Genomic DNA, 22734 nt, shown 5'->3' on the forward strand with positions numbered 1-22734 from the left:
CAGCGATTCGATCAGCCGGTAGCGGCCGAATGGCTTACCCTCCTCCACTAGGCACCTCCCATCGGCGACGGCCAACCTCAGAATTCAATGCTGGTCACCCGCCAGCCGTCGTCCGAGTTCGTGGCGGTAATCCATGCGGTATGACGGATCTCATCGATCAACCTGCGGTCCTCGGTCATCGCGGACTGGACGATCACGACAACCCGGTGCATCTCGTCGGCGGAGTTGGGCGGTGTTTCGTCGACGACGAAGTATGCCTGCGCAGCGACAGTGGCGTTGTCGAGGCGCCACTGATCCCACTGCGACCCCGGGCGGGGCTCGGCTGCGCTGTCGGCTTGTTTCGCCAGATCGTCCGAAAGGTAGATCGCCGCGCGCTCATAGGCGGCGTTGGGGGACGCGTCGCGAGTCGGGTTCCACGTGAACATGGTCTGCATGGCATTCGCGATGACCTGATCGGGGTCGCTGCGGTCGACGTCGGCGGGGGTTGCGACCGGCAACGGATCCAATGCGCACCCAGACGCCGGGAACGCGGCCAGCATCGCGGCGAAAGCACTTGCGAGAACTTGGGTTTTCATGTCATCCGCCGAGCGCGCGATCCGGGATAGAAGTCGGCTGTCACGACTCCTCGATCCAAGTCGGCGTGAACCATCTGGCCGTTGCCGATTGCGATCCCGACATGCGACGGGCGCACCCGGGCGTCGCCGAGAATGCCGCCCAGGCGAGTCTTCCCGATGCCCCAGCCACTGAACACCAGATCGCCAGGCTGAACCTGGTCCAGCGGAACCTCTTTGCCGAAGCTCCATTGCTCGTCTGTGGTGCGCGGCAGCACGATCTTGCCGTCAGTGCCCCGATTGACGGCGAAGAACGCCAGGCCCGCGCTGTCGAAACCGTCACGGGTCGGACCGTCGAAACTGCCGCCGCCCCAGACCCATTTCTTGCCTTTGAACTTGGTGGCGGCATCGACGATCGCCTGGTTGCCCTTCGCAGGACCGGCTGAACCCGGAATCTGCGGAGCCCCGCCGAACGACGGTGAGGCCTCGAACGCCCTTGCGCGTTGCATGATCGTGTACACGTATGGCTGGGTCTGGATGGTGTAGTCGCCACCGGACGGCATGCCGCGGTTTCTCTGCACTGCCCCGAAACCCGCGTTGTACGCCGCCAGTGCGAGCGCAACCGGGTCACCGACGATCGAACCGCTTTTTATCCCGTCCGCGCAGAGCTTGTAGTTCTCGCACATCAGCGCGCCCTGGGCCATCACGGCGTCCGGGATGCTGTTCACATCAGGCGGTGGGCCGCTCCCGTCGACATCTTTGCCCCACACTGCCCACGTCGCGGGCATGAACTGCGCCGGCCCCCGGGCACCGGTCGGCGACACGGGCGCGTTCGTCCCGTGCCGGAAACCGTTCTCGGCCTCCAATTGTGCGGCCAGCAGCGGTGCGGTGATGCCCGGACACAGCGCACCGGCCCGGAGAAGCCACGGGACATACTCCGGCGGAACCACGCCCGGCTTGCGTACTCCGGTCTGGCAATCCGCGGCCGCGGAAACCTGCTGGCCCGCAGTCGCGTCCGCGGGCAGACTCGGCCCGTTCAACACGAACGACGGGTCGACCGCCTGCCCCTGGGTCAGGCGGCCGCCCTCCCAGTACTCGAAATGCAGGTGCGGGCCGGATGATTGGCCATTGTTTCCGACCTCGCCGATGTGTTGTCCTTCTTTGACCGGCGCGCCCGGCTGTACCAGGACGCCGTCGGAGTACATGTGGCCGTAGACGGTCGAGACCTTGCCGGTGCGGGTTTGTGAGTCGACGACGATCCACTCGCCGAATCCGCTCGCGGGCCCGGCCGCCGCAACGGTGCCGTCCATGGCGGCGAAGATGTCGGTACCTTCGCTTGCCGCCAGGTCCACACCCTGGTGCATCGAACTGCCCCGTGGCCCGAAGGGGGAAGTCAGCGTGAAGGTTCCGTCGGCGAGCGGCTTGCCGTTGGATGCACAGACGCCTGCGGCCCAGGCCGGGTGCGGCGGCGTGACGAAGACCGTGACCATACACACGCAAAGCGCGACCGGCATGATTCGCGTGCGTATCGTGAGCCGGACTGTCATGGTGAATCTTTCATCGCCGTCAACGAATTCGACAACACGCCATCGCGACGTGCATTGAGTGAGTGTCGCTTCCGCATTGACTGCGTGTCACCCATCCTGCGCGCGTTCTGCCCGTTCGGTCAGCCAGAAGTGCCCGAGCGGCCGTCGCCGAGCGCCGGCACAAGCTGAACAATGAGGGACACGGTCGGCCACGAGTGTGTGCGAGGAGGCGGCATGAGACAGCGACGCGTCCTGCTGGCCATTGCCGCGGTGCTTGCTGCGATGTCGCTCGTCGCGGTCGGTTGCGGTGGGTCCCAACCGGAGCCGGGCTCGGAGCATACGGGGACCGACAACGATGAGACCACGCTGTCCGAGGCGGAGCAAGTGATCCTCAAGGCGATGAAGACCATGTTCACGTGGTCACCGGCCCGGGACGATTCACCGCTCGACGGTTACAACCGTGCACTGCCACTCCTCGGCGGGGAACTTCTGGAGTTCAGTTTCGAACTCGGCAACAGCGTGCGCGTGCAGGAGTGGAAGGACGCGAAACTGGAAGTCACGGCCGACGCACTGCTCGTGCCGAGCGAACATCCGAAGGACACACCGGATACTGTCGAGCGTGCCGTGATGCTGACCCTGACCGCGACGGCGCCCGACGGCAAGCTGATCTCGTCCATCACCATGCGGGTCGAACGCGTCGTGGCGAAGAAAAGTCCGGAGGGTTGGCGCGTCGAGGACGTTAGCTTCTTCCCGGAGAACGAGTTTCGCACGCAGACGCAGATCTGCCCGCCGGGGCAGTCGAATCAGCCGCCCCCCAACGGCCCATGTGTGCCGAATCCGCCGCCCCCGCCGAAGCACTGCCCGGACGGCGCCGCTGTGGCCCAGGACGAGATCTGCCCGCCGCCTCAGGGCGGCCCGGAAACCAAGCAGTGCCCCGATGGCACCTCGGTCCCGGCGAACGGGCCCTGCCCGCAACGACGGCGGCCGAAGCGCGTCGCGCGCCGGCGCTCACCGACCATCGCCCGGTAGGACGATCCACCAACGCAAACGGCGGACCGGATGGAATCCGATCCGCCGTTTGGCCGAAAAATGATCAGTCGAGGTAGTCGCGCAGCACCTGCGAACGGCTCGGGTGGCGCAGCTTCGACATGGTCTTCGACTCGATCTGGCGGATGCGCTCCCGCGTGACGCCGTAGACCTGGCCGATCTCGTCGAGCGTGCGGGGCTGACCATCGGTCAGGCCGAACCGCAGCCGGACCACGCCGGCCTCACGCTCGGACAGCGTCTCCAGCACGGACTGCAGCTGATCCTGCAGCAGCGTGAAGGAGACCGCATCGACGGCCACGACGGCTTCGCTGTCCTCGATGAAGTCGCCGAGCTGGCTGTCGCCCTCATCGCCGATGGTCTGGTCGAGCGAGATGGGCTCCCGCGCGTACTGCTGGATCTCCAGCACCTTCTCCGGCGTGATGTCCATCTCTTTGGCGAGTTCCTCGGGAGTGGGCTCGCGGCCCAGGTCCTGCAGCAGCTCGCGCTGGATACGGCCCAGCTTGTTGATGACCTCGACCATGTGCACCGGGATACGAATGGTGCGGGCCTGGTCGGCCATCGCGCGGGTGATGGCCTGCCGGATCCACCAGGTGGCGTACGTGGAGAACTTGTAGCCCTTGGTGTAGTCGAACTTCTCGACCGCGCGGATCAGACCCAGGTTGCCTTCCTGGATGAGATCGAGGAACGCCATGCCGCGGCCGGTGTAGCGCTTGGCCAGCGACACCACGAGGCGCAGGTTCGCCTCCAGCAGATGATTTTTCGCGCGATCGCCGTCGCGGCAGATCCACTGCATGTCGCGGCGCTGCTGAACGGGCAGCTTCTCGCCCTTGTCGGCCAGCTCGGCCAGTTTCTGCGTGGCGAACAGGCCGGCCTCGATGCGTTTGGCGAGCTCGACTTCTTCCTCGGCGTTGAGCAGCGCGACCTTGCCGATCTGCTTGAGGTAGGCACGCACCGAGTCCGCCGATGCGGTGAGCTCGGCATCCTTGCGGGCCTGCCGCAGCGCCTCGGACTCCTCCTCGTCCCAGACGAAGTCACCGGACGCCTTGTCCTTCTCGGACGGTTCGGCGATGTCGTCGTCGCCCGCCTCGGGTTTGGCCGCGGCTGGGGCCGCACCCTCGACCGCGTCCTCCTCGCCGGCTTCCTCGTCCTCGTCGTCGGCGTCCTCGACGGTGTCGTCGTCGGTGTCGAGATCGTCGAGTTCCAGATCGGTGTCTTCGACGTCAAGATCCTCGCCAGGCTCGGCTTCGAGTTCGTCGGTCACCTCGAGGTCGTCGGTGGCGGCGTCCTCCGGCTTGGTGCCGGGGGCCTTGGCCGCCCGCTTGGCCGGAGCCTTCTTGGCGGGCTTGGCGCCTGGCGTCTTGGCCGCGGCGCTCTTGGCTGCCCGCTTGGCTGGGGCCTTCTTGGCGGGGGTCTTGGTAGCGGTGCGCTTCACCGGCTCTTCGGTTGCCGGGCTTGCCTTTGTCGCTGCCACGTACACCCTTTCGGTCTTGCGTATTTCCGATGGGCATGGGCATACACCACCGGAAGCGTCGTCTGTCGAATGTTGGCGTTGTTATCGGCTGGGATACTCGCCGCTATTCGGTAGGCGGCCGCCGATGACCATTGTAACGACAGTGTGTGCATTCACCGCGCCGAGCGGCAAATTTCGGCACGTCGGCCAGCCGTCCGGACCGTTGCTACTGCGCGGTAGCCGTGACGTCGACAGCCGATGCCATGGCGGCACCGACGATGCCGGCGGTGTTCTGCAGCGCCGCGGCCACCACCGGCGTCCGGTTCTTCAGCAGGGGCAGCCACTTGTCGGCCTTGCGGCTGATGCCACCGCCCGCGATGAACAGGTCCGGCCAAATCGCGTTCTCGATGGCGATGAGGACCTTGGTCACCTCTTCGCTCCAGCGCTCGTAACTCCAGTCCTTGCGCTCCTTGACCGAGGAGGCCGCCCGGTGCTCGGCCTCCTTGCCGCCGACTTCAAGGTGGCCAAATTCGGTGTTGGGCAACAGAACACCGTTGTGGATCACCGCCGATCCGATACCGGTGCCGAACGTGAGCAGCACGATGACGCCCGTGTTGTCCTTGCCTGCGCCGTACTTCTCCTCGGCAAGACCGGCCGCGTCGGCGTCGTTGAGTACGGTCACCTGCTGCCCGTCGAGCGCCTTGCCGATGATTTCTGCCGCGTTCACCCCGATCCAGCCCTTGTCGACGTTGGCCGCCGTCCGGACGATCCCGTCGGTCACCACACCCGGATAGGTGACACCGAGTTCGCCGGTCCAGCCGAACTCGCGGACGACGGCCGCGACGGTTTTCGTGACGGCTTCCGGGGTTGCCGGCTGCGGTGTCTCGAGCTTGAACCGCTCACCGATCAATTGCCCGGTATCGAGGTCCACGATGCCGCCCTTGACACCGCTACCGCCGACGTCGACACCGAATCCGCGACGCCCGGTGCTGCCGTCGGCGGTCGGATCAGCCGCGGTTGACTCGGGTGCAGTCATTGGATGCTCCTTTGTGGGACAGGCAATTGCGTGGCTGGTTGACGGGCTGGGGGACGAACCGGGGCGACGCGCCTCACCCTAGTTGTTCATGAACGCTCACGCTGGCGGTCTCGCATCCCGGCGAGCGACTTTTCGGCGCAAACGTGTTGCGATAGTGCGGTGACTGAAAACAGTGCCGACTCAGCCCACCTGCGTGACGTTGCCGAGCAGTTGGCAACCGAAGCCGCAGATTTTGTCCGACGCCGTCGTGGCGAGGTGTTCGGTGCCGCGTCGGGTTCGCCCGAGAAGCCGATTCGTTCGAAGAGCACACCCACCGACCCGGTGACCGTCGTCGACACCGAGACCGAACGGTGGCTGCGCGAGCGGCTGGCGGTGCTGCGCCCGGGCGAACACGTGCTCGGCGAGGAGGAAGGCGGCGAGCAGGACGGCCGGGACGGCGTTAGTTGGGTGATCGACCCGATCGACGGCACGGTGAACTTCGTCTACGGGATCCCGGCGTACTCGGTGTCGATCGCCGTCCAGCGCGACGGCCGGTCGGTGGCGGGCGCGGTCGCGAACGTGGCCGCCGGTGAGGTGTTCTCCGCGGCGTTGGGTCATGGCGCTCACGTGCGGAAGGGCGAGACCAGGACGCCGCTGCGGTGCAGCGTGGCCGACGATCTGTCGATGACGCTGGTCGGCACGGGCTTCTCGTACGTCGCCGACCAGCGCAGGCGGCAGGCGCGGGTGCTGGCCGAGATTCTGCCGGTTGTACGCGACATGCGCCGGTTCGGATCCTGTGCCCTCGACCTCTGCATGGTGGCCGCGGGCCAGCTGGATGCCTACTACGAGGAGGGCGTCAACGTCTGGGACTGGGCAGCGGGGGCGCTGATCGCGGCGGAGGCCGGAGCCACGGTGTGGCTGCCGACGGGCTCGGGCCCTGGCCGCCTCGGGGCGTGCGCGCCGGGGGTCGCGGATGCGCTGCGCGCCGCTCTAGCAGACGCCGGTATGGATCTTTGACAACAGCTCGGAGTCGGCGGGCGCGGTGGCATCGGGCCGAAGGCTGGCCAGTACGGCGTTGATGTCGTCGCTGCTGCTCAGCTCGGTGAACTCCGTGCCCAGCGCCAAATCGACTGTGGGGTCCGGCCTTTCGTCCTGAAACAGCTCGGTGCACGGTGCCACGAGCCAGACGGCCGCGGCTGCGGCGCGCCCGTTCGGGCCGAACCGGATCTGGCCCTGGCATTCCAGCCGGGCGCTGGAGTAGATGGCGTCGTTGGCGGCCTCGGGCTGGGCAAAGCCCAGGTCGCGCAATTGGCCGGCGATCTCGCCCGCCTGCCCGCCCTGGCCGCTGGCATTGAGCACCCTGATCTTGGTGTCGGCGAGCGGCGCGGGCGTGACCTCGATCATGTCGGAGCCGGTCACCTGCTGGCCGAGTTTCGGGGTTGCCGGATCCGTCGCCGGCGGTGGGGCGTTGCACACCGTGGCCTGCTGGACGTCGGCCGGCTGGTTGAGCGCGATGATCCAGACCATCAGGGTCACCACCGCAAGTGCGACGAGCAACACGATGCTGGGGACAAAGTTGCGCCGACGGAACGGTCGACCGTGCCGGTCGAACGCGGTGCCTTCGGTGATTTGCGAGACCACCTCTGCACTCTAAGGCCACGCTCGCCTGGTGCGGCGTCAGAGCTCAGGACGTAGTGTGATGTAAATCACACTGAAACGTGTGGCAATACGGGCACGAATCATTTGGGGAATGCGTTCGACGCTGGTACAAAGCTCTGCTGCAAGGTAAGGGAGGGGACACAGACGATGGCTACCGACTACGACGCCCCGCGGCGCACTGAGACCGACGACGTTTCCGAGGACTCGCTGGAAGAGCTCAAAGCGCGGCGCAACGAGGCGCAGTCCGCCGTGGTGGACGTCGACGAGTCCGAAACTGCCGAGTCATTCGAGTTGCCGGGTGCAGACCTGTCCGGCGAGGAACTCTCGGTTCGGGTCGTGCCGAAGCAGGCCGACGAATTCACCTGCTCCAGCTGCTTCCTGGTGCATCACCGGAGCCGGCTGGCCAGTGAGAAGAACGGTGTGATGATCTGCACCGACTGCGCGGCCTGAGGGCTGCTCAGCCGCTGCAGTTAGATTCGCGGCTCAGCCGCTGCAGTTAGATTCGCGGCTCAGCCGCGGAGCGCCGCGAGCAACCGATCCGGGTGTCTGGTGCTGACCAACCAGTACGGGGTGGGGTCATCCGGATCGTCGAGAACGAGCAGAACCATCGGGCCGACCCAGGCCCGGTGCACGACGTAGGCAGCGGGATCCAACTGCCGGCCGAGCGCGGCGGATTTGGCCGACCGCGGTACCTCAGCGCTTCGCGATATAACACTGGTGGGCAGGTGTGCTGCCCCCACCCACACTTCGGTGTCGCCGCCCGGTCGGCTCACCACCCGCAGTTCGGTCTTGCTGAACCACATCAGGACGGCCGCCGCGACGGGGAACAACACCGCGTAGGGCACCCATTTCGGGATACCCGACACGCCCATGCCGACCTCGAGGGCAATCACTCCTGCCAGGACTGCTGCGGGCAGCGTCCACCACCAAGGCACCCACAACCGCTCGCGATAGCGCACGGTTTGGGTGGTTGCGCGCGTGTCTGACACGCGGCTCAGAGTAATCTGTGACGTCGTGTCCAACTCTCTGGCGGTCGTCCGATTGGATCGCGAACTCCCGATGCCCAGTCGGGCGCACGATGGCGACGCGGGCGTCGACCTCTACAGCGCGCAGGATGTCGAACTGGCCCCCGGGCAGCGGGCGCTCGTGCCCACCGGGGTTGCGGTTGCGATTCCGCACGGCATGGTCGGGCTCGTGCATCCTCGCTCGGGTTTGGCTGCGCGCGTTGGCCTTTCGATCGTCAACAGTCCGGGAACGATCGACGCCGGCTACCGCGGTGAGATTAAGGTTTCGCTCATCAACCTCGATCCGGAGACCCCGATCGTGGTGAATCGTGGCGACCGGATCGCCCAGTTGCTGGTGCAGCGGGTGGAACTTCCGGACCTGGTCGAGGTCACCTCGTTCGACGAGGCCGGTTTGGCCGACACCTCCCGTGGCGACGGTGGCCACGGTTCCTCCGGCGGACATGCGAGTTTGTGATGGCATTCGGAAAACGCAAGAGCAACGAACCGGCGAGCGACAACGGCAGCGAAACGCCCGCCAACGAACGAATCGAGCCTGCTGTGACGGATGAGACTGACGAGGATTTCGACGGCCCGTTCGACATCGAAGACTTCGACGACGCGGCGGTCGCGGCACAAGGCCGGCTCGACCTGGGATCCGTCCTGATCCCGATGCCCGACGGCGGTCAGGTCCAGGTCGAACTCAATGAGGCCGGCGCACCGAGCGCGGTGTGGGTCGTGACGCCCAACGGCCGGTTCACCATCGCGGCCTATGCCGCACCGAAGAGTGCGGGTCTGTGGCGGGAGGTCGCCGGCGAACTTGCCGATTCACTGCGGAAAGACGCCGCGTCGGTGGCAATCCAGGACGGCCCGTGGGGCCGTGAGGTGGTCGGCGCCGGCAATGGCGGCGTGGTCCGGTTCATCGGCGTCGACGGTTATCGGTGGATGGTGCGCTGCGTCGTCAACGGTTCGCCCGAAACCATCGACGCGCTCGCCGAAGAGGCTCGGGCGTCCTTGGCGGACACCGTGATCCGGCGTGGCGACACGCCCATGCCGGTGCGTACGCCGTTGCAGGTGCAACTGCCGGAGCCGATGGCTGCCCAGCTGCGGGCGGCCGCCCAGGCCGCGGCGCAACAGCAGGGGCAGCAGCAGACACCTCAGGACCAGCCGCCGGCCGAGCCGGCGGCCCGGCGCAGCGCGCAGGGGTCGGCAATGCAGCAGCTCCGCACCATCACCGGGGGATAGGCTTCTTCAGGCCTCCTGGAGGGCGGCGAGGCAGGCCGCACCCAGAACGCCGGTGTTCACGCCCATCTCCGCCAGTGTGACGGTGCGCAACGCCGCACGTGGCGCGGCGGCTACCCATTCGAACCCGACCTCGGCCGGGTGCACCGGGTCGTCGGTGGCCACCGCCACACCCATCGGCACGGTGAGCCGTTCCAACTCGGCACAGCTTGGGGCGTCGTAACCGGCGGCCTCGTCCATGGCCTCAGGCAATGCCGGCCATTGACCCACCCACGAGCGGGTCAGTTCGTCGGCCAGCCAAGCCGGACTGGACTCACGCATCTGCGCGACGGTCGCCGCAAGCCCCTCTCGGCGCAGTAAATGGGCGGACTGGCGCGCCAGCAACGCCGCGGGCGCGTTCTGCGGAGAACCCATCCAGGGTGGCAGGGCGGCCAGCACCCCCACGGCACGGCTGGGATGGTCGAGTGCCCATCGGGTGGCCACCACCGCGCCGATGGACACTCCGCCCACGGCGATCGGACCGGACCGCGCCGCATCGTCGAGCGCGTCCAGGTACCCCGCGACGAGCCGGCCTGGCTGCGGCGGTGGCGTCACCACCATCGCGTTGACGCCATGCAGCGCAGCCGAAAACGCCCGGTAGACGTAGTCGTCGTCGGATCCGGTTCCGGGAAGTAGAACTGTTGTGACACCACGCAGAATGACGCTCATCACATGATCGTGCCCGCCTCGTCAAATTACCGGCGTGCCGACACACACCCCGCGTGGCATTCGGGGAATAAGAGGTCTACCGTGGCGTTGGTTGGGTGGATCCACGGTGGATCCGCGAAAGGTCAGGAGAGGACCATGGCTACGGCCGAAGGGTATCTGCGCCGGCTGACGCGACGCCTGACGGAGGACCCCGAGCAGCTCGATGTTGAAGAGCTCAGCGACGAAGCGGCCAACACCGGCGCGCAGAAGGCGATCAATTGCCAGCGCGGCCAGGAAGTGACGATGGTCGGGACCCTGCGCAGTGTCGAATGTAACGGCAAAGGCTGTTCTGGCGGCGTCAAAGCCGAACTGTTCGACGGGACGGACACGGTGATGCTGGTGTGGCTGGGACAGCGCCGCATCCCGGGTATCGAGTCTGGCCGCACCCTGCGGGTGCACGGCCGCGTCGGCAAGTTGGAGAACGGTACGAAAGCGATCTACAACCCGCACTACGAAATTCAGAAGTGAGCCAGGCCGAAAGCGGCCCAGGCAACGCACCCCCAGGCCCAACGAGCGAGCCGGAGTTGGCGTCAGCCCAGCCGAACAGCGGTGGTCGGGCGATCCTCGACCAGATGGGCGGCATCAGCGGCCTGATCTACTCCACACTGCCGGTGGTCGTATTCGTGCCGGTGTCATCGGCGTTCGGGCTCATGCCCGCCATCGGAGCCGCTCTCGGTGTGGCGACCCTCATCCTGATCTGGCGGCTCATCCGCCGGGAATCGGTGCAGCCCGCGATATCCGGATTTTTCGCGGTGGGGATCAGCGCGCTGATCGCCTACATGGTGGGGGAGTCGAAAGGCTATTTCCTCCTTGGCATCTGGACGTCGCTGCTGTGGGCGGTGGTGTTCGCAGTCTCGGTCCTGATCCGCAGGCCGGCGGTCGGTTATGTGTGGGGCTGGGTCAATTCGCACGACCGGGGCTGGCGCGACGTCCGCAAGGCGGTGCTGGCGTTCGACATCGCCACCATCACCTGGGTGCTGGTGTTCGCGTCGCGGTTCCTGGTGCAGGAGTACCTCTACGACGCCGATGAGACGGGTTGGCTTGGCTTCGCCCGGATCGCGATGGGCTGGCCGCTGACGGCGGTCGCTGCGTTGGTGACGTATCTGGCCATCCGCACCGCGCAGCGTGCCCTGCACGCACACCAGGCGGCTCAAACGGCCGACTGAGTGGCCTCAGCGTGACGCCGGGCGCAGCAACAGTTCCCGCAGCTGGTCTTCCACCTCGGTGGCCGCCACGAACAGCAGTTCGTCGCCGCCCTCGAGCGGTTCGTCGGATTCCGGCACGATCACCCGCGCGCCACGCAGGATCGTCACCAGGGCCGCGTCGCGCGGCAACTCCAGCCGTTTGACGGGTTTGCCGCCCCACGGGGTGTCGTCGGGCAGCGTGATCTCGACGAGGTTGGCCTGGCCCTTGCGGAATTCCATGAGCCGCACCAGATCGCCTACGGCGACTGCCTCTTCCACGAGTGAGGCCAGCATCCGCGGCGTGGACACGGCGACGTCGACGCCCCAGTTCTCGTCGAACAGCCATTCGTTGCGTGGGTCGTTGACTCGCGCCACGACCCGCGGCACCGCGAACTCGGTCTTGGCCAACAGACTCACGACCACGTTGACCTTGTCGTCGCCTGTGGCGGCGATCACGACGTCGAACTCTTCGAGCCGCACCGACTCCAGCATCGTAAGCTCGCACGCGTCACCGAGCCGCCAGTGCGCGGCCGGGATCGCGTCGACATCGATGTGGTCGAGGTTGCGTTCGAGCAGCGTCACCTCATGGTTGCTCTCGAGGAGCTCGCGGGCGATGGAGCGGCCGACAGCCCCGGCCCCGGCGATCGCGACCTTCATCGGGGCCACTCCTCACGTTCGTCGGCCGCGCGCATCATTCGGACTCCAGGTCTTCGCTCGGCGGCAGTGCCGCGATGGCCAGTGCTTCGGCGATGTGACCGGCGACGGCTGCGACGTAGACCTGATCGCCGGCCTGGATGACGGTTTTCGCGTCGGGCAGATGACCGCTGCCGAACCGGATCATGAACGCCACGCGCCCGCCGGTGGCCGCCTCGAGGTCGGTCACGCGCCGCCCCGCCCAGTTCTCGTGCAGCGGAAGCTCGGCGACACCGACGCTGCCAGAAGGATCACGCCATTTAGTCGTCTCGGTCTCTTTGGTCAGCACGTTGAGCAGGCGGTCGGTGGTCCACGGCACGGTCGCCACGGTCGGGATACCGAGTCGCTCGTAGACGGCCGCACGTTTGGCGTCGTAGATGCGCGCCACGACACGCTCGACGCCGAAGGTCTCCCGCGCGACCCGCGCCGAGATGATGTTCGAGTTGTCGCCGGATGACACCGCGGCAAATGCGCCTGCCTCTTCGATCCCGGCGCGCAGCAGCACATCGCGATCGAACCCCATGCCCAGGATCCGCTCGCCCGGGAACTCGGGGGACAACCGGTGAAACGCAGTGCTGTCCCGGTCGATGATGGCGACGTCGTGGCCAATTCTGGCCAGGCTGTCGGCGAGGGACGCGCCGACCCGGCCACATCCCATGACAACTACACGCACCAGACGGTCCTTTCCGGCAGCAGAAAGATCAAGCTATCTCAACCCGTGCACTGACGAACGCTACAGCTTTCTGACACCCGTTCGCCTTCGGGCTTACTCTTGGCACTCGTGTCCAAGCTTTCGACGGCAGCGCGCCGGTTGGTCCTGGGACGGCCGTTCCGCAGCGACAAGCTGTCCCACACACTGCTGCCCAAGCGGATCGCGCTGCCGGTGTTCGCCTCCGACGCGCTCTCATCGGTCGCCTATGCACCGGAGGAGATCTTCCTGGTGCTCTCGGTGGCCGGGCTGACGGCGTACTCGATGTCGCCGTGGATCGGCCTTGCGGTCGCCGGGGTCATGCTCATCGTGATCGCGAGTTATCGGCAGAACGTGCACGCCTACCCATCTGGTGGCGGTGACTACGAGGTCGTGACGACCAACCTGGGCCCGACAGCCGGCTTGACGGTGGCCAGCGCTCTGCTCGTGGACTACGTGCTCACGGTCGCGGTGTCGATGTCGTCGGCCATGTCCAACATCGGCTCGGCCGTGCCGTTCGTGGCTCAGCACAAGGTGATTTTCGCCGTCGTCGCGATACTGCTGCTGGCATCGATCAACCTGCGCGGAATCCGGGAATCCGGCACCGCATTCGCGATCCCCACCTACGCATTCATGTTCGGCATGTTCATCATGCTGGGCTGGGGTCTGTTCCAGATCTATGTGCTCGACCACCCGCTGCGCGCGGAGTCGGCCGGCTTCGAGATGCACGCCGAACACGGCGAGGTGCTCGGTTTCGCGCTGGTATTCCTGGTGGCCCGGGCATTCTCGTCCGGATCGGCCGCGCTCACCGGCGTTGAGGCGATCAGCAACGGTGTGCCGGCATTCCGCAAGCCCAAGTCGCGTAACGCTGCCACCACGCTGCTTCTGCTCGGTCTGATCTCGGTCACGCTGTTCATGGGCATCATCATGCTGGCCAGGGCGACCGGCGTGCAGATGGCCGAACGTCCGCATGAGCAGTTGGTCGGAGCGCCTGCCGATTATCACCAGAAGACGCTCATCGCCCAGCTCGCCGACGCGGTGTTTCACAATTTCCCGATCGGCCTTTACCTCATCGCCGGTGTCACCGCGCTGATCCTGGTGCTGGCGGCCAACACCGCGTTCAACGGGTTCCCGGTGCTGGGCTCGATTCTCGCGCAGGACCGGTTTCTGCCGCGCCAGCTGCACACCCGTGGTGACCGGTTGGCGTTCTCCAACGGCATCCTGTTCCTGGCATTCGCCGCGATCGCGTTCGTCGTGGCATTCCGCGCCGAGGTCACCGCACTGATCCAGCTCTACATCGTCGGAGTGTTCGTGTCGTTCACCCTCAGCCAGATCGGCATGGTGCGGCACTGGACCCGACTCCTGCGCACCGAAACCGATCCCGCGGTCCGCAGGCACATGATGCGTTCGCGGATCATCAATGCCATCGGTCTCACCGCCACCGGTGCGGTGCTGGTCGTGGTTGTGGTGACGAAGTTCCTCGCCGGGGCTTGGATCGCGATCCTGGCGATGACGGCGCTGTTCGTCTTGATGAAGGCCATCCACAAGCACTACGACACCGTGGCCCGCGAACTCGATGCGCAGGACGAGAACGAAGAAGGCGACATCGTGTTGCCGAGCCGCAACCACGCGGTGGTGTTGGTGTCGAAGCTGCACCTGCCGACCAAGCGGGCACTGGCCTACGCGCGTGCCACCCGGCCCGATGTGCTCGAGGCGATCACGGTCAGCGTCGACGACGCCGAGACCCGTGCGCTGGTGCATCAGTGGGAGGACAGCGATATCAGTGTGCCGCTCAAGGTCATCGCCTCGCCGTACCGCGAGATCACCCGACCCGTACTCGATTACGTCAAGCGGGTCACCAAGGAGTCGCCACGAACCGTGGTCACGGTGTTCATCCCCGAATACGTCGTCGGGCATTGGTGGGAGCAGGTCCTGCACAACCAGAGTGCGCTGCGGCTCAAGGGCCGCCTGCTGTTCATGCCGAACGTCATGGTGACATCTGTTCCATGGCAGCTCAATTCGTCGGAGCGGCTCAAAGCGCTGCAGCCGCAATCGGCACCGGGGGATGCTCGCAGGGGATTCCTGGAGTGAACGAACTGACCCTTACCACCGGTCCCGCGGCCAACGGTGGCAGTTGCGTGGCCCGCCACGAGGGCCGCGTGGTATTCGTCCGCTATGCGCTGCCCGGTGAGACCGTGCGCGTGCGTGTCGTCGACGAGCGCGGATCCTTTTGGCGCGCAGAGGTTGTCGAAGTCATCGAGCCATCGCCGGATCGTGTCGCCTCGCTCTGCCCGATCGCCGGTGCCGACGGCGCCGGTTGCTGCGACCTGGCGTTCGCCGATCCGGCGGCCACCCGCCGGCTCAAGGGTGCCGTCGTCGCCAACCAATTGGAGCGGCTGGGCGGGTTCCATTGGCGCGACGAGGATGCCGCCAGCGCCGAACCCGTCGGTGCGTCGGGGGCGACCGGATGGCGCACCAGGGTGCGGCTGGACACCACGCCTGACGGGCGGCCCGGTTTTCACCGCTATCACAGCGCCGAGCTCGTCACCGATCTCGGCTGTGCGCAGTTGCCGGACGGTTTGGTGTCGGGTCTGGCCGACGCCCGCTGGGCCGGCGGTGCGCAACTGCACATCGCCCTGGATTCCGATGGTGTCCGGCACGTAGTGCAGTCGGGGCCCAAGAACGGCCGCAAGAGTCCGACGCGGGTGGTAGACGGCGATTACGAGGCCGTGCAGCGGATCGGACATCGCGTATGGCGAGTCCCGGTGACGGCGTTCTGGCAGGCGCACCGCGACGCCGCGGCGCTCTACAGCGAGCTCGTGGCGGGCTGGGCGCAGCTGCAACCCGGCATGACCGCGTGGGACCTGTACGGCGGAGCCGGGGTCTTCGCTGCGGCGTTGGCCGAACGCGTGGGGGAGAGCGGGCACGTGGTCACGGTCGACACCTCGCGCGGCGCGTCGCGCTCGGCCCGCGCCGCGCTGACCGACCTGCCGTGGGTGTCGGTGGTCACGGATTCGGTGCGTCGGGCACTGTCCGGGCAAAACCGGCCGGCCGACGTTGCGGTGCTCGACCCGCCGAGGACCGGGGCCGGGCGTGAGGTGATCGATCTGCTGGCCGGCGCCGGTGTACCCCGGATCATCCACATCGGTTGCGAGGCTGCGTCATTCGCCCGCGACGTCGGGCTCTACCTCGGACACGGCTACGGCGTCGAGGAGATCCGGGTGTTCGACTCGTTCCCGCTCACCCACCACGTGGAGTGCATCGCGGTGCTGACGCGCTAGTCGTGGGCACGCTGATACGACGGGTGCCTGCGGCGCAGAATCGGGCTGTAGGGCGTGGGATCGATGTCGGGCCGCTTGCCGTCCATGAGGTCGGCGAGCATCCGGGCCGATCCACAGGCCATGGTCCAGCCGACGTTTCCGTGCCCGGTGTTGTAGAACAGGTTGTCGTGACGGCCCAGGCCGATCAGCGGGGGGCCGTCCGGCGTGACCGGACGCAGGCCGGTTCGGTGATGTGCGCCGGCCCAGTCGATCGCACCAGGGAACAGTCGGTCGCCCGCGGCGAGGATGCGGGCGAAATCCGCGGGCGCGGCGCTGCGGTCGTATCCGACGAACTCCGCGGTCGCCGACATCCGCAGCTCACTTCCGAACGGTGACCACGCCACCATGTACCGCTCGTCGATGCCGCCGAGGGCCGGTGCCCGGTCTGGATCTTTGATCGTCGCGGTCACGCTGTAGCCCTTGGCCGGGTACACCGGCAGGTATACGCCGATGCCGCGGGCCAGCAGTGGGCTGGCCGATCCGGCGGCCAGCACAACGGCGTCCGAGCGGACCACACCATCGGCCGTCCGCATGCCGTTGATGGTCGACCCGTCGGTGGTCAGGCCGTCGATCGCGGTGGAAAGGTGGAATTCGACGCCGAGCCCGCGGGCGGCTGCCGCCAGCGCGGTGGCGAACCGGTGCGGGTCTCCGGTGCCGTCGGAGGTGTCGTGGATCGCTCCGGCGAACTGACCTGCTGCGTGGCGCAACGCCGGTTCGACGACGGCGATCTGCTCGGAGCCGAGTGCCTCCTGCTGACGCCCCTGGTCACGTAGCAGCGCCGATCTGCTCACCGCATCGGCGAACTCGGCTTCGCTTCGGTACAGATAGAGCACGCCCTTGTCGGTCTGGCTGAACTCCAGTCCTTCGCGATGGGCGATCTCGTCGAGCAGTCGTTGGCTGTAGCGCGCGAGTTCGAATTTCGCGAGGGTGTTGGTGCGTGACCGCGACGGCGTGCACTCGCGGAGGAACCGGAGCCCCCATCGGGCCAGGGCGGTGTCGGCGCGCCTGACTCTGATCGACGTCTCCTGGCCCATCAAGGAGTGCAGCAGCATCGTCGGCGCACTCGGCGACGCCCACGTGTACGAGTGTCCCGGTGCGATCAGGCCCCCAGTGCTCGCCGAGGTGTCGGTGGCTACTTCCGGCCGCCGATCGTAGACGTGCACCTCGTGCCCGCGCTCGGCCAGCGCGTGCGCGGTCGCCACGCCCACCACTCCTGCCCCGATGACAGCTACCTTCACCTCGAACGTCCTCCTTCGACTGAAACTTGCTCAGAACCGTTGTCGCGCAGCACTTCCTGAACATAGAAGCGCCAGCCGAGAAATCCCACCCACAGGGTCACGATGATGACCAGAACGGGTATGCCGTAGAAGAGCAGGTTGAGCATCATGCAAGTTCTCCTTGTGTGACCAGGGTCGGTTGGTGCCGGCGCGGGTAGCGATTGGCGGTTGCCGCCGCGACGGCGATGTAGACGATGAGATTGGCCAGAACGCCGGGGATCAGACCGTCGTCGAGCCCGAACGGGGCGTCGAGCCCCCACTGCCATACCGCGGTCACGATGGCGCCCGCGGCGATCGCCGACAAAGCGGCTGGTGCGGAACGGATTCCGAACAGAACCGCACCGAACAACGGCACGATGATCGTGGGCGCCCACAGCGCGTAGCTGTAGAGCAGCGCGTCGACGATGGACGGCACACTCAGCGCGAAAGTCGTTGCCGCGGCGCCGACTATGACGCTCGTGGTGCGTTCGACCGTCAGGCGCCGTTTGGGTGGCAAGGGGTCGACGCGCATCGGCTGGTAGACGTCCTTGGTCAGGACAACGGCCGTGGAATTCAGATAGGAACTCGCGGTGGACATCACGACGGCCAGCAGCGCCGCGATCACCAATCCCAGGATGCCGACCGGCATCAGTTGCATCACCACGGTCGGGAGCGCTTCGTCGGTCTTGATGTCGGGGTAGAGCACGAGCGCGATCAGCCCGATCGAGGCTGCGGTGAAGTAGAAGTAGAACGAGAAGAATCCCGCCATGGTGTAGCCGATCTTGGCGTGGCGCGAATTGGGCGTGGAGAACGTGCGTTGCGCGTACGGCGGTACCAGGGTCTCGCCCAGTAGTAACGCCACGAACAGGGTGAGGAACTTCAACGGGGTGTAGTCGCCGAGCAGTGTCAGGTGGTCGGAGGGCACCTGGCTCAACAGCGACGCCGGGCCGCCTACCGCGTCCAGCCCGATCAGGAGGGCTACCGGCAGGAACACGCCCAGGAAGACGAACTGCAGCATGTCGGTCTGAATCACCGCCCAGGCACCGCCGAAAGACGAGTACAACACCACGATGCCCATTCCGATGATCACCGCGGGGCCGGTCGGGACGTCGAGCGTCGCGTTGACGACAGTCCCGATCGCCAGGGCCTGGGCGCCGAGGATTCCCGAACACAACGCCAGGGACAGGATTCCGGTGACCACCCTGGCCGCTTTGCCGTAATGCTCGTCCATCACGTCGCCCAGGGTGTGCGCGCCGCGGTAGTTCTTCAGCCGAGGGGCGATGAACAGCCCGACGAGTACCGTCTGAATTCCGAACGCGCAGAACGCGAACATGTAGACGTATCCGTCGCGCATCGTCGCCCCGGCGACGCCGATCGATGCGCCGCCGCCGAGGAACGCCGCGGCGAGGCTGCCGAAAAAGACCGGCCAGACGATCCGGTTGCCGGCGACCGCGAAATCGTCGGGATTCTTGATCCGCCTCATGGTCTGCAGCCCGATCACGATCAGAAGGGCGAAATAGCCTGCGAGCAAAGCCCAGTCGAGAGGTGTCATGTGAACTCCTTGCCGAATTCGCATCATCGTATGGAGCAAACGTGACCCACGTCTCTAGGCAAAGTGCCTAAACTGTCGTTAATTCTGGAGGATCACTTAGGCGTATTGCCTAGTGCAAGGGGTAGGGGGTCACGTGCTCGGCCAAGCGCTGGCGCAACAGATCGCCAACGAGATCACCGACGTGATCGGTTACAACGTGATGATCTCCGACGAATCGGGGATCGTGGTCGGTAGCGGCGATACGTCGCGTATCGGCCAGTTCCATGAGGCGTCGGTCGAGGTCATTCGAAGCCGCCGAACGATGACCCATTCCAGCGCGGACGTCCAGAACCTGGTCGGTACGCTGCCCGGGGTCACCACCCCGCTCGTCATCGATGACGTGGTGGTGGGGACGGTCGGGCTCTCCGGACCGCCCGAGGAGGTCGAACGATTCGGCCTCGTGGTCAAACGGCAGACCGAGATCCTCATGCAGGAGGCGGCGCGGATCGGTTCCCGAGTCACCCGCGAACGCGCCGTGACCGAGTTGTTGCGGGAAGTGTGCGAGTGGCATCACTCTCGCGTGCCGGTGGCCCAATTACTGCGACGGGCAAGAACTCTCGGTCATGATCTGACACTGCCCCGCCGAATAGTGCTGGCGGCACTCGAAGACTCCGACGGTTCGCGGTACGAACACGATTCCGACCAGCTGATGCGGCACACCGAGGCGGTGTTCAACACGGCCGCCGACCTCATCGCACCGCTCGCGGGCACGGTGATCGCCGTCGCGGCACCAGACGATTCCGACAGTGGCGACCGATCGGTGCTTGAGCGCTGCGAGGAACTTGTCGCGGTGACGCGCACACAGCAGCTGAGCGCGCGGGTGGCGATCGGGTCCGCGGCTTCTGGCGTTGAGGAGTTGAATGTTTCGGCCCGCGACGCCTTCGACGCGATGCAGCTCGGTTCCGTGGTGGGCGGGCAACAGGCGGTTCGTCAGATCGAGCATTTCCGGCTGCAGCAGGCGCTTTCGGTGGTGCCGATCGATTCGCGCACGCGATTGACGGAGAGCGTCCTGCGCCCGCTGCGGCACGACCGGGAATGGCCGACCCTGCGCGCGACGCTGATCGCGTGGGGCGACAGCGCGTTCAACATCACCAGAGCGGCCGCGGGCATGCACGTGCACCGCAACACACTGATCTACCGACTGGACCGGGTGGCGCGACTGCTCGGCCGATCGCTCGACGAATCGGGTCTGGCGGTGGCGCTTTACGTGACATGCATGATGGACCAACTCGGCCGGGGCGCGAACACCACGCGGCTGTGACGCGCTGGTTCAGTCCTGGTTGGGTGTCGGTGTCGGGTAGTGGGCGTAGGTGGTCTGGTTACCGCCCGCGGCCCTGGACTGGTTCATCGCGCGCACAGCGAGGTCGACGAGCGCGTCGACGACCTGTTCGGCGGGAAGTTCGGTCAACGGCCGCAACGGGCTGCACGCGGTCCCGATGCTCGCGGTCAGCCGCATGGGTGTGGTGCTGATCGCAATCCTGATCCGGTTCACCAGCGGCGAAGGGTCATTCGTCTTGAAGACGTCAGCGATGAGGAATTCGCTGTCGGAGACGTGCGCCAACGGGACCCGGTGGCGCACGGTCTCCCGCATCGCCTGCCCGACGGCGACGCGCGCATGCAACGTACTGTGCGTGCCGTCCATATCGCTCAGAAGCGACATGTCATCGATGCCGACCGCGAGGATGACGACGTACTGGTCGTCGTGGCGGCTGTGCGAGCCGAGCATCGTGGCCGCGTGGATGTCGAACGCTTCCCGGTTGAGCAGGCCCGTCAGCGGATCGATCTCGTCGGGGTGCTGAACATTGTCGTGGTCGATCAGCCCGACGGCCATCCGGCACATCGCCGACGTCGTGACGATGACGAGCATGGACGCCACTGCGCCGCACAGGCCCAGCCAGACGTCGGTCATCGCGACCCGAACGGCGAGATAGGCGACGACGATGCCCGAGGCCAACCACGTCAGGATCAGCACGCGTCTGCTGTGCAAGAACGCCGCATAGGTGGTGATCAGGCTGAACGCCGCGGTGCCGAGCAAGCCGACCACCGGATCGGCCATCAGGATGCAGATGACCGCGATGCCCGTCGTGCCGATCGACACCACGAGCCAGGATTGATTCCGACTCGGCCACTGCCTGCGCCACCACCACCAGGCCATCAGCAGTCCGCAGGCGCTCACCCCGATCTCGAGGTAGCGCCCCACGCCCCGCGGGCCGGCCGGCGTGCCGAGCAGTAACAGCGGGACGACGCCCAAGCTGATGATCGTCACCGCCACGATGTGACGCATCCGGGTGCGCTGGCCCTGCGCGGCAAGCAGGGCAGTACGCGCGTAGTAGTTGTCGAAAGGACTCAATCCGCACCCCGGAGTAATCGATTTCGTAGTACACCCTACGTAATCACGACGCGATCGGTTTATTGCCCTTTTGGCGCCGTCCAACCGATTTCGTAGGCGCCGAATTTTTCGCGTCGGTAAATCAACGCAGCGACGCCGCCACCTCGTCAGGTTTGGGCTGCTCAGCCACCAGCCGCTGGATCGGTTTGAGTGCGATATCGACGCTCACGATCCGCATTGCGACCTCGCGCAGCACGGCGAGTCCGCGGCTGCGCCGAAACATGAGTCTGGCCAACTGGCGAGAGTTGTCCTGGGCTGCTTCGACCCGCGGGCGTTGTGTGCTCTCGTATGCGCCGAGCACGTCGGTGAGCCGGCGACCGTCGGTGCTGTTCAGCATCCGGCACAACACCCACGCCGATTCCATCGCCATGCCCGCGCCGATTCCCGCGGTCGGTAGGAATCCTGCGGCAGCGTCGCCGAGCAACACCGTGCGCCCCGTCGTCCAGACGGGGGAGCGGCAGTCGGTCAGCGACCAGAAATAGGGGTCGCGTTCGGCCAGGACGGCGTCGAGAGCGGCATCGATCGGTGGGGCGGTGACCTTGAGCGACTTGCGGAATTCGCTGACGAACGCGGCCGGGCCTGCGTCGGTGTCTGACCGGGGGCCGCCCAGGAACACCCCGACTGCTCCGGCGACCGGGTACAAGCCCGCGAAACGCCCTGCACCCCAGAGTTCTTCACCGCGCGAGGGCGGAACGGACTGCTCTGGCGCCCAGGCCACCCAGCCGCCCCACTGCGTGTCGACAACCTCGACCGGGCGGCCCGCCAGCACGAGTTCACGGGTTTGGGAACGGATGCCGTCGGCGATGATGACGAGATCGAACTCGAATCGGCGGGACTCGCCTGATTCGGCGATGGTCACGTGCACGGCCGAGTCCGTCTCGGTCAACGCCAGGACGGTGGAGTCCAAGGAGACCGCGCACCCGGTGCCGCTGAGCACGTCGATCAAGGCGCCGCGGGAGATGCCCCGATAGTCTCCGTAGCTTCCGAGTACGCGGCTCATCGAGTCGACGCGCACAAGCCGGCCGGTGTGCGCGCGCATCCCGTAGTCGTCGAACGGCACGCTCGCGCCGCGGTAGGCGGCACGTGCGCCGAGGTCGTCGAGGGCGGCGTCCGCGATCGGCATCAGCGCCAGCATGTATCCCGGCGGTATGCCGTCCGATGCGCGCTCGATGAGCACCGGATGATGACCGGCTCGGCGTAGCAAGCCTGCGGCGGTGAGCCCCGCGATGCCCGCTCCGACGATGAGAATTCTGAGCTTGTCCCGGGCGGTCGAGAGGTACTGCTTTTCGAGTGTGGTGGAGGTGAACACGGAATTCCTCTCGAATCGTCCAGGCGCGACGCTACCATTCTGTGAACCGGGTGGTCCAGTCTAAGA

The 22734-nt window shown here is 66.4% G+C and carries 24 protein-coding genes; 10 read left to right on the plus strand and 14 right to left on the minus strand.

Annotated elements, in window-relative coordinates:
* Positions 1–77 precede the first annotated feature (77 nt).
* Together ACRCUN_RS13930 and ACRCUN_RS13935 are read right to left on the minus strand one after the other, a co-directional pair.
* Positions 78–575, minus strand: coding sequence for a hypothetical protein (locus tag ACRCUN_RS13930; RefSeq protein ID WP_462142222.1), 498 nt, complete (start codon positions 573–575; stop codon positions 78–80).
* A complete protein-coding gene (locus ACRCUN_RS13935) occupies positions 572–2065 on the minus strand; it encodes a peptidoglycan DD-metalloendopeptidase family protein (protein ID WP_462142223.1) in 1494 nt (497 codons plus the stop codon). The genes ACRCUN_RS13930 and ACRCUN_RS13935 overlap by 4 nt, the downstream gene beginning before the upstream one ends.
* 246 nt (positions 2066–2311) lie before the next feature.
* Here ACRCUN_RS13935 and ACRCUN_RS13940 point away from each other — a divergent pair, with 246 nt between their 5' ends.
* Positions 2312–3106, plus strand: coding sequence for a hypothetical protein (locus tag ACRCUN_RS13940; protein WP_462142224.1), 795 nt, complete (start codon positions 2312–2314; stop codon positions 3104–3106).
* A 64-nt stretch (positions 3107–3170) separates the two neighbouring features.
* Here ACRCUN_RS13940 and ACRCUN_RS13945 read toward each other — a convergent pair whose 3' ends face one another.
* Both ACRCUN_RS13945 and ppgK read right to left on the minus strand, forming a co-directional pair.
* Positions 3171–4595: an RNA polymerase sigma factor gene (locus ACRCUN_RS13945; protein WP_462142225.1), complete on the minus strand. Its 1425-nt coding sequence runs from the start codon at positions 4593–4595 to the stop codon at positions 3171–3173.
* A gap of 205 nt (positions 4596–4800) precedes the next feature.
* Positions 4801–5610: a polyphosphate--glucose phosphotransferase gene (gene ppgK / locus ACRCUN_RS13950; RefSeq protein WP_462142226.1), complete on the minus strand. Its 810-nt coding sequence runs from the start codon at positions 5608–5610 to the stop codon at positions 4801–4803.
* 159 nt (positions 5611–5769) lie between these two features.
* Between ppgK and ACRCUN_RS13955 the strand changes: the two genes are divergently transcribed.
* Positions 5770–6606, plus strand: a complete 837-nt coding sequence (locus ACRCUN_RS13955; RefSeq protein WP_462142227.1) for an inositol monophosphatase family protein — start codon at positions 5770–5772, stop codon at positions 6604–6606.
* Here the strand turns inward: ACRCUN_RS13955 and cei are convergent.
* Positions 6580–7230 carry an envelope integrity protein Cei gene (gene cei, locus ACRCUN_RS13960; RefSeq protein WP_462142228.1) on the minus strand — a complete coding sequence of 217 codons (651 nt, stop codon included), beginning with the start codon at positions 7228–7230 and terminating at the stop codon, positions 6580–6582. The two genes, ACRCUN_RS13955 and cei, sit on opposite strands and share 27 nt — an antisense overlap.
* 165 nt (positions 7231–7395) lie before the next feature.
* On the opposite strand from cei, the gene ACRCUN_RS13965 reads away from it, so the two are divergent.
* The gene (locus ACRCUN_RS13965) at positions 7396–7698 is read left to right on the plus strand and encodes a DUF4193 domain-containing protein (protein ID WP_067851231.1); all 303 of its coding nucleotides are present in this window, start codon (positions 7396–7398) and stop codon (positions 7696–7698) included.
* Positions 7699–7757: 59 nt separating this feature from the next.
* Here the strand turns inward: ACRCUN_RS13965 and ACRCUN_RS13970 are convergent, their stop codons facing one another.
* Positions 7758–8237, minus strand: coding sequence for a DUF3093 domain-containing protein (locus ACRCUN_RS13970; protein WP_462142229.1), 480 nt, complete (start codon positions 8235–8237; stop codon positions 7758–7760).
* Between the two features lie 25 nt (positions 8238–8262).
* Between ACRCUN_RS13970 and dut the strand changes: the two genes are divergently transcribed.
* Positions 8263–8727: a dUTP diphosphatase gene (gene dut, locus ACRCUN_RS13975; RefSeq protein WP_462142230.1), complete on the plus strand. Its 465-nt coding sequence runs from the start codon at positions 8263–8265 to the stop codon at positions 8725–8727.
* Positions 8727–9494 (plus strand): DUF3710 domain-containing protein, encoded by a 768-nt coding sequence (locus tag ACRCUN_RS13980; protein WP_462142231.1) that lies wholly within the window; start codon positions 8727–8729, stop codon positions 9492–9494. The genes dut and ACRCUN_RS13980 overlap by 1 nt, the downstream gene beginning before the upstream one ends.
* Before the next feature lie 6 nt (positions 9495–9500).
* On the opposite strand, the gene ACRCUN_RS13985 is transcribed toward ACRCUN_RS13980, so the two are convergent.
* A complete protein-coding gene (locus ACRCUN_RS13985; protein ID WP_462142232.1) occupies positions 9501–10199 on the minus strand; it encodes a thioesterase domain-containing protein in 699 nt (232 codons plus the stop codon).
* Positions 10200–10334: 135 nt separating this feature from the next.
* Here ACRCUN_RS13985 and ACRCUN_RS13990 point away from each other — a divergent pair, with 135 nt between their 5' ends.
* Positions 10335–10706 carry an OB-fold nucleic acid binding domain-containing protein gene (locus ACRCUN_RS13990; RefSeq protein WP_067851241.1) on the plus strand — a complete coding sequence of 124 codons (372 nt, stop codon included), beginning with the start codon at positions 10335–10337 and terminating at the stop codon, positions 10704–10706.
* Positions 10707–10810: 104 nt separating this feature from the next.
* Positions 10811–11404, plus strand: a complete 594-nt coding sequence (locus ACRCUN_RS13995; protein ID WP_462142367.1) for a DUF3159 domain-containing protein — start codon at positions 10811–10813, stop codon at positions 11402–11404.
* Positions 11405–11410: 6 nt separating this feature from the next.
* On the opposite strand, the gene ACRCUN_RS14000 is transcribed toward ACRCUN_RS13995, so the two are convergent.
* Both ACRCUN_RS14000 and ACRCUN_RS14005 read right to left on the minus strand, forming a co-directional pair.
* On the minus strand, positions 11411–12079 hold the full coding sequence (locus ACRCUN_RS14000) for a potassium channel family protein (protein WP_462142233.1): 669 nt from the start codon (positions 12077–12079) through the stop codon (positions 11411–11413).
* 34 nt (positions 12080–12113) lie between these two features.
* Positions 12114–12788, minus strand: coding sequence for a potassium channel family protein (locus ACRCUN_RS14005; RefSeq protein ID WP_462142234.1), 675 nt, complete (start codon positions 12786–12788; stop codon positions 12114–12116).
* Between the two features lie 108 nt (positions 12789–12896).
* On the opposite strand from ACRCUN_RS14005, the gene ACRCUN_RS14010 reads away from it, so the two are divergent.
* Positions 12897–14894 carry an APC family permease gene (locus ACRCUN_RS14010; protein ID WP_462142235.1) on the plus strand — a complete coding sequence of 666 codons (1998 nt, stop codon included), beginning with the start codon at positions 12897–12899 and terminating at the stop codon, positions 14892–14894.
* The gene (locus ACRCUN_RS14015) at positions 14891–16084 is read left to right on the plus strand and encodes a class I SAM-dependent RNA methyltransferase (protein WP_462142236.1); all 1194 of its coding nucleotides are present in this window, start codon (positions 14891–14893) and stop codon (positions 16082–16084) included. The genes ACRCUN_RS14010 and ACRCUN_RS14015 overlap by 4 nt, the downstream gene beginning before the upstream one ends.
* Here ACRCUN_RS14015 and ACRCUN_RS14020 read toward each other — a convergent pair.
* From ACRCUN_RS14020 to ACRCUN_RS14030, 3 genes are read right to left on the minus strand one after another with little or no spacing between them, the layout of a single operon-like run.
* Positions 16081–17361, minus strand: a complete 1281-nt coding sequence (locus ACRCUN_RS14020) for a D-amino acid dehydrogenase (protein WP_462142237.1) — start codon at positions 17359–17361, stop codon at positions 16081–16083. The two genes, ACRCUN_RS14015 and ACRCUN_RS14020, sit on opposite strands and share 4 nt — an antisense overlap.
* The gene (locus tag ACRCUN_RS14025) at positions 17358–17510 is read right to left on the minus strand and encodes a hypothetical protein (protein ID WP_462142238.1); all 153 of its coding nucleotides are present in this window, start codon (positions 17508–17510) and stop codon (positions 17358–17360) included. The genes ACRCUN_RS14020 and ACRCUN_RS14025 overlap by 4 nt, the downstream gene beginning before the upstream one ends.
* On the minus strand, positions 17507–18931 hold the full coding sequence (locus ACRCUN_RS14030; protein WP_462142239.1) for a sodium:solute symporter family protein: 1425 nt from the start codon (positions 18929–18931) through the stop codon (positions 17507–17509). The genes ACRCUN_RS14025 and ACRCUN_RS14030 overlap by 4 nt, the downstream gene beginning before the upstream one ends.
* Before the next feature lie 133 nt (positions 18932–19064).
* On the opposite strand from ACRCUN_RS14030, the gene ACRCUN_RS14035 reads away from it, so the two are divergent.
* Positions 19065–20231, plus strand: a complete 1167-nt coding sequence (locus ACRCUN_RS14035) for a CdaR family transcriptional regulator (protein WP_462142240.1) — start codon at positions 19065–19067, stop codon at positions 20229–20231.
* A gap of 9 nt (positions 20232–20240) precedes the next feature.
* Here the strand turns inward: ACRCUN_RS14035 and ACRCUN_RS14040 are convergent, their stop codons facing one another.
* Together ACRCUN_RS14040 and ACRCUN_RS14045 are read right to left on the minus strand one after the other, a co-directional pair.
* A complete protein-coding gene (locus ACRCUN_RS14040; RefSeq protein WP_462142241.1) occupies positions 20241–21320 on the minus strand; it encodes a GGDEF domain-containing protein in 1080 nt (359 codons plus the stop codon).
* Between the two features lie 121 nt (positions 21321–21441).
* Complete coding sequence (locus ACRCUN_RS14045; RefSeq protein ID WP_462142242.1) at positions 21442–22668, minus strand: FAD-dependent oxidoreductase; 1227 nt, start codon at positions 22666–22668, stop codon at positions 21442–21444.
* Positions 22669–22734 lie beyond the last annotated feature (66 nt).

Source organism: Mycobacterium venezuelense (assembly GCF_054919535.1).

Bases quoted from the DNA above. Each gene is read 5' to 3' on its own strand.
- ACRCUN_RS13985 (WP_462142232.1), bottom strand. From the start codon at position 10,199: ATGAGCGTCATTCTGCGTGGTGTCACAACAGTTCTACTTCCCGGAACC.
- ACRCUN_RS13980 (WP_462142231.1), top strand. From the start codon at position 8,727: ATGGCATTCGGAAAACGCAAGAGCAACGAACCGGCGAGCGACAACGGC.
- ACRCUN_RS13940 (WP_462142224.1), top strand. From the start codon at position 2,312: ATGAGACAGCGACGCGTCCTGCTGGCCATTGCCGCGGTGCTTGCTGCG.
- ACRCUN_RS13935 (WP_462142223.1), bottom strand. From the start codon at position 2,065: ATGCCGGTCGCGCTTTGCGTGTGTATGGTCACGGTCTTCGTCACGCCG.
- ACRCUN_RS14030 (WP_462142239.1), bottom strand. From the start codon at position 18,931: ATGACACCTCTCGACTGGGCTTTGCTCGCAGGCTATTTCGCCCTTCTG.
- ACRCUN_RS14000 (WP_462142233.1), bottom strand. From the start codon at position 12,079: ATGAAGGTCGCGATCGCCGGGGCCGGGGCTGTCGGCCGCTCCATCGCC.
- ACRCUN_RS13995 (WP_462142367.1), top strand. From the start codon at position 10,811: ATGGGCGGCATCAGCGGCCTGATCTACTCCACACTGCCGGTGGTCGTA.
- ACRCUN_RS13965 (WP_067851231.1), top strand. From the start codon at position 7,396: ATGGCTACCGACTACGACGCCCCGCGGCGCACTGAGACCGACGACGTT.
- ACRCUN_RS14025 (WP_462142238.1), bottom strand. From the start codon at position 17,510: ATGATGCTCAACCTGCTCTTCTACGGCATACCCGTTCTGGTCATCATC.
- ppgK (WP_462142226.1), bottom strand. From the start codon at position 5,610: ATGACTGCACCCGAGTCAACCGCGGCTGATCCGACCGCCGACGGCAGC.
- ACRCUN_RS13930 (WP_462142222.1), bottom strand. From the start codon at position 575: ATGAAAACCCAAGTTCTCGCAAGTGCTTTCGCCGCGATGCTGGCCGCG.
- ACRCUN_RS13990 (WP_067851241.1), top strand. From the start codon at position 10,335: ATGGCTACGGCCGAAGGGTATCTGCGCCGGCTGACGCGACGCCTGACG.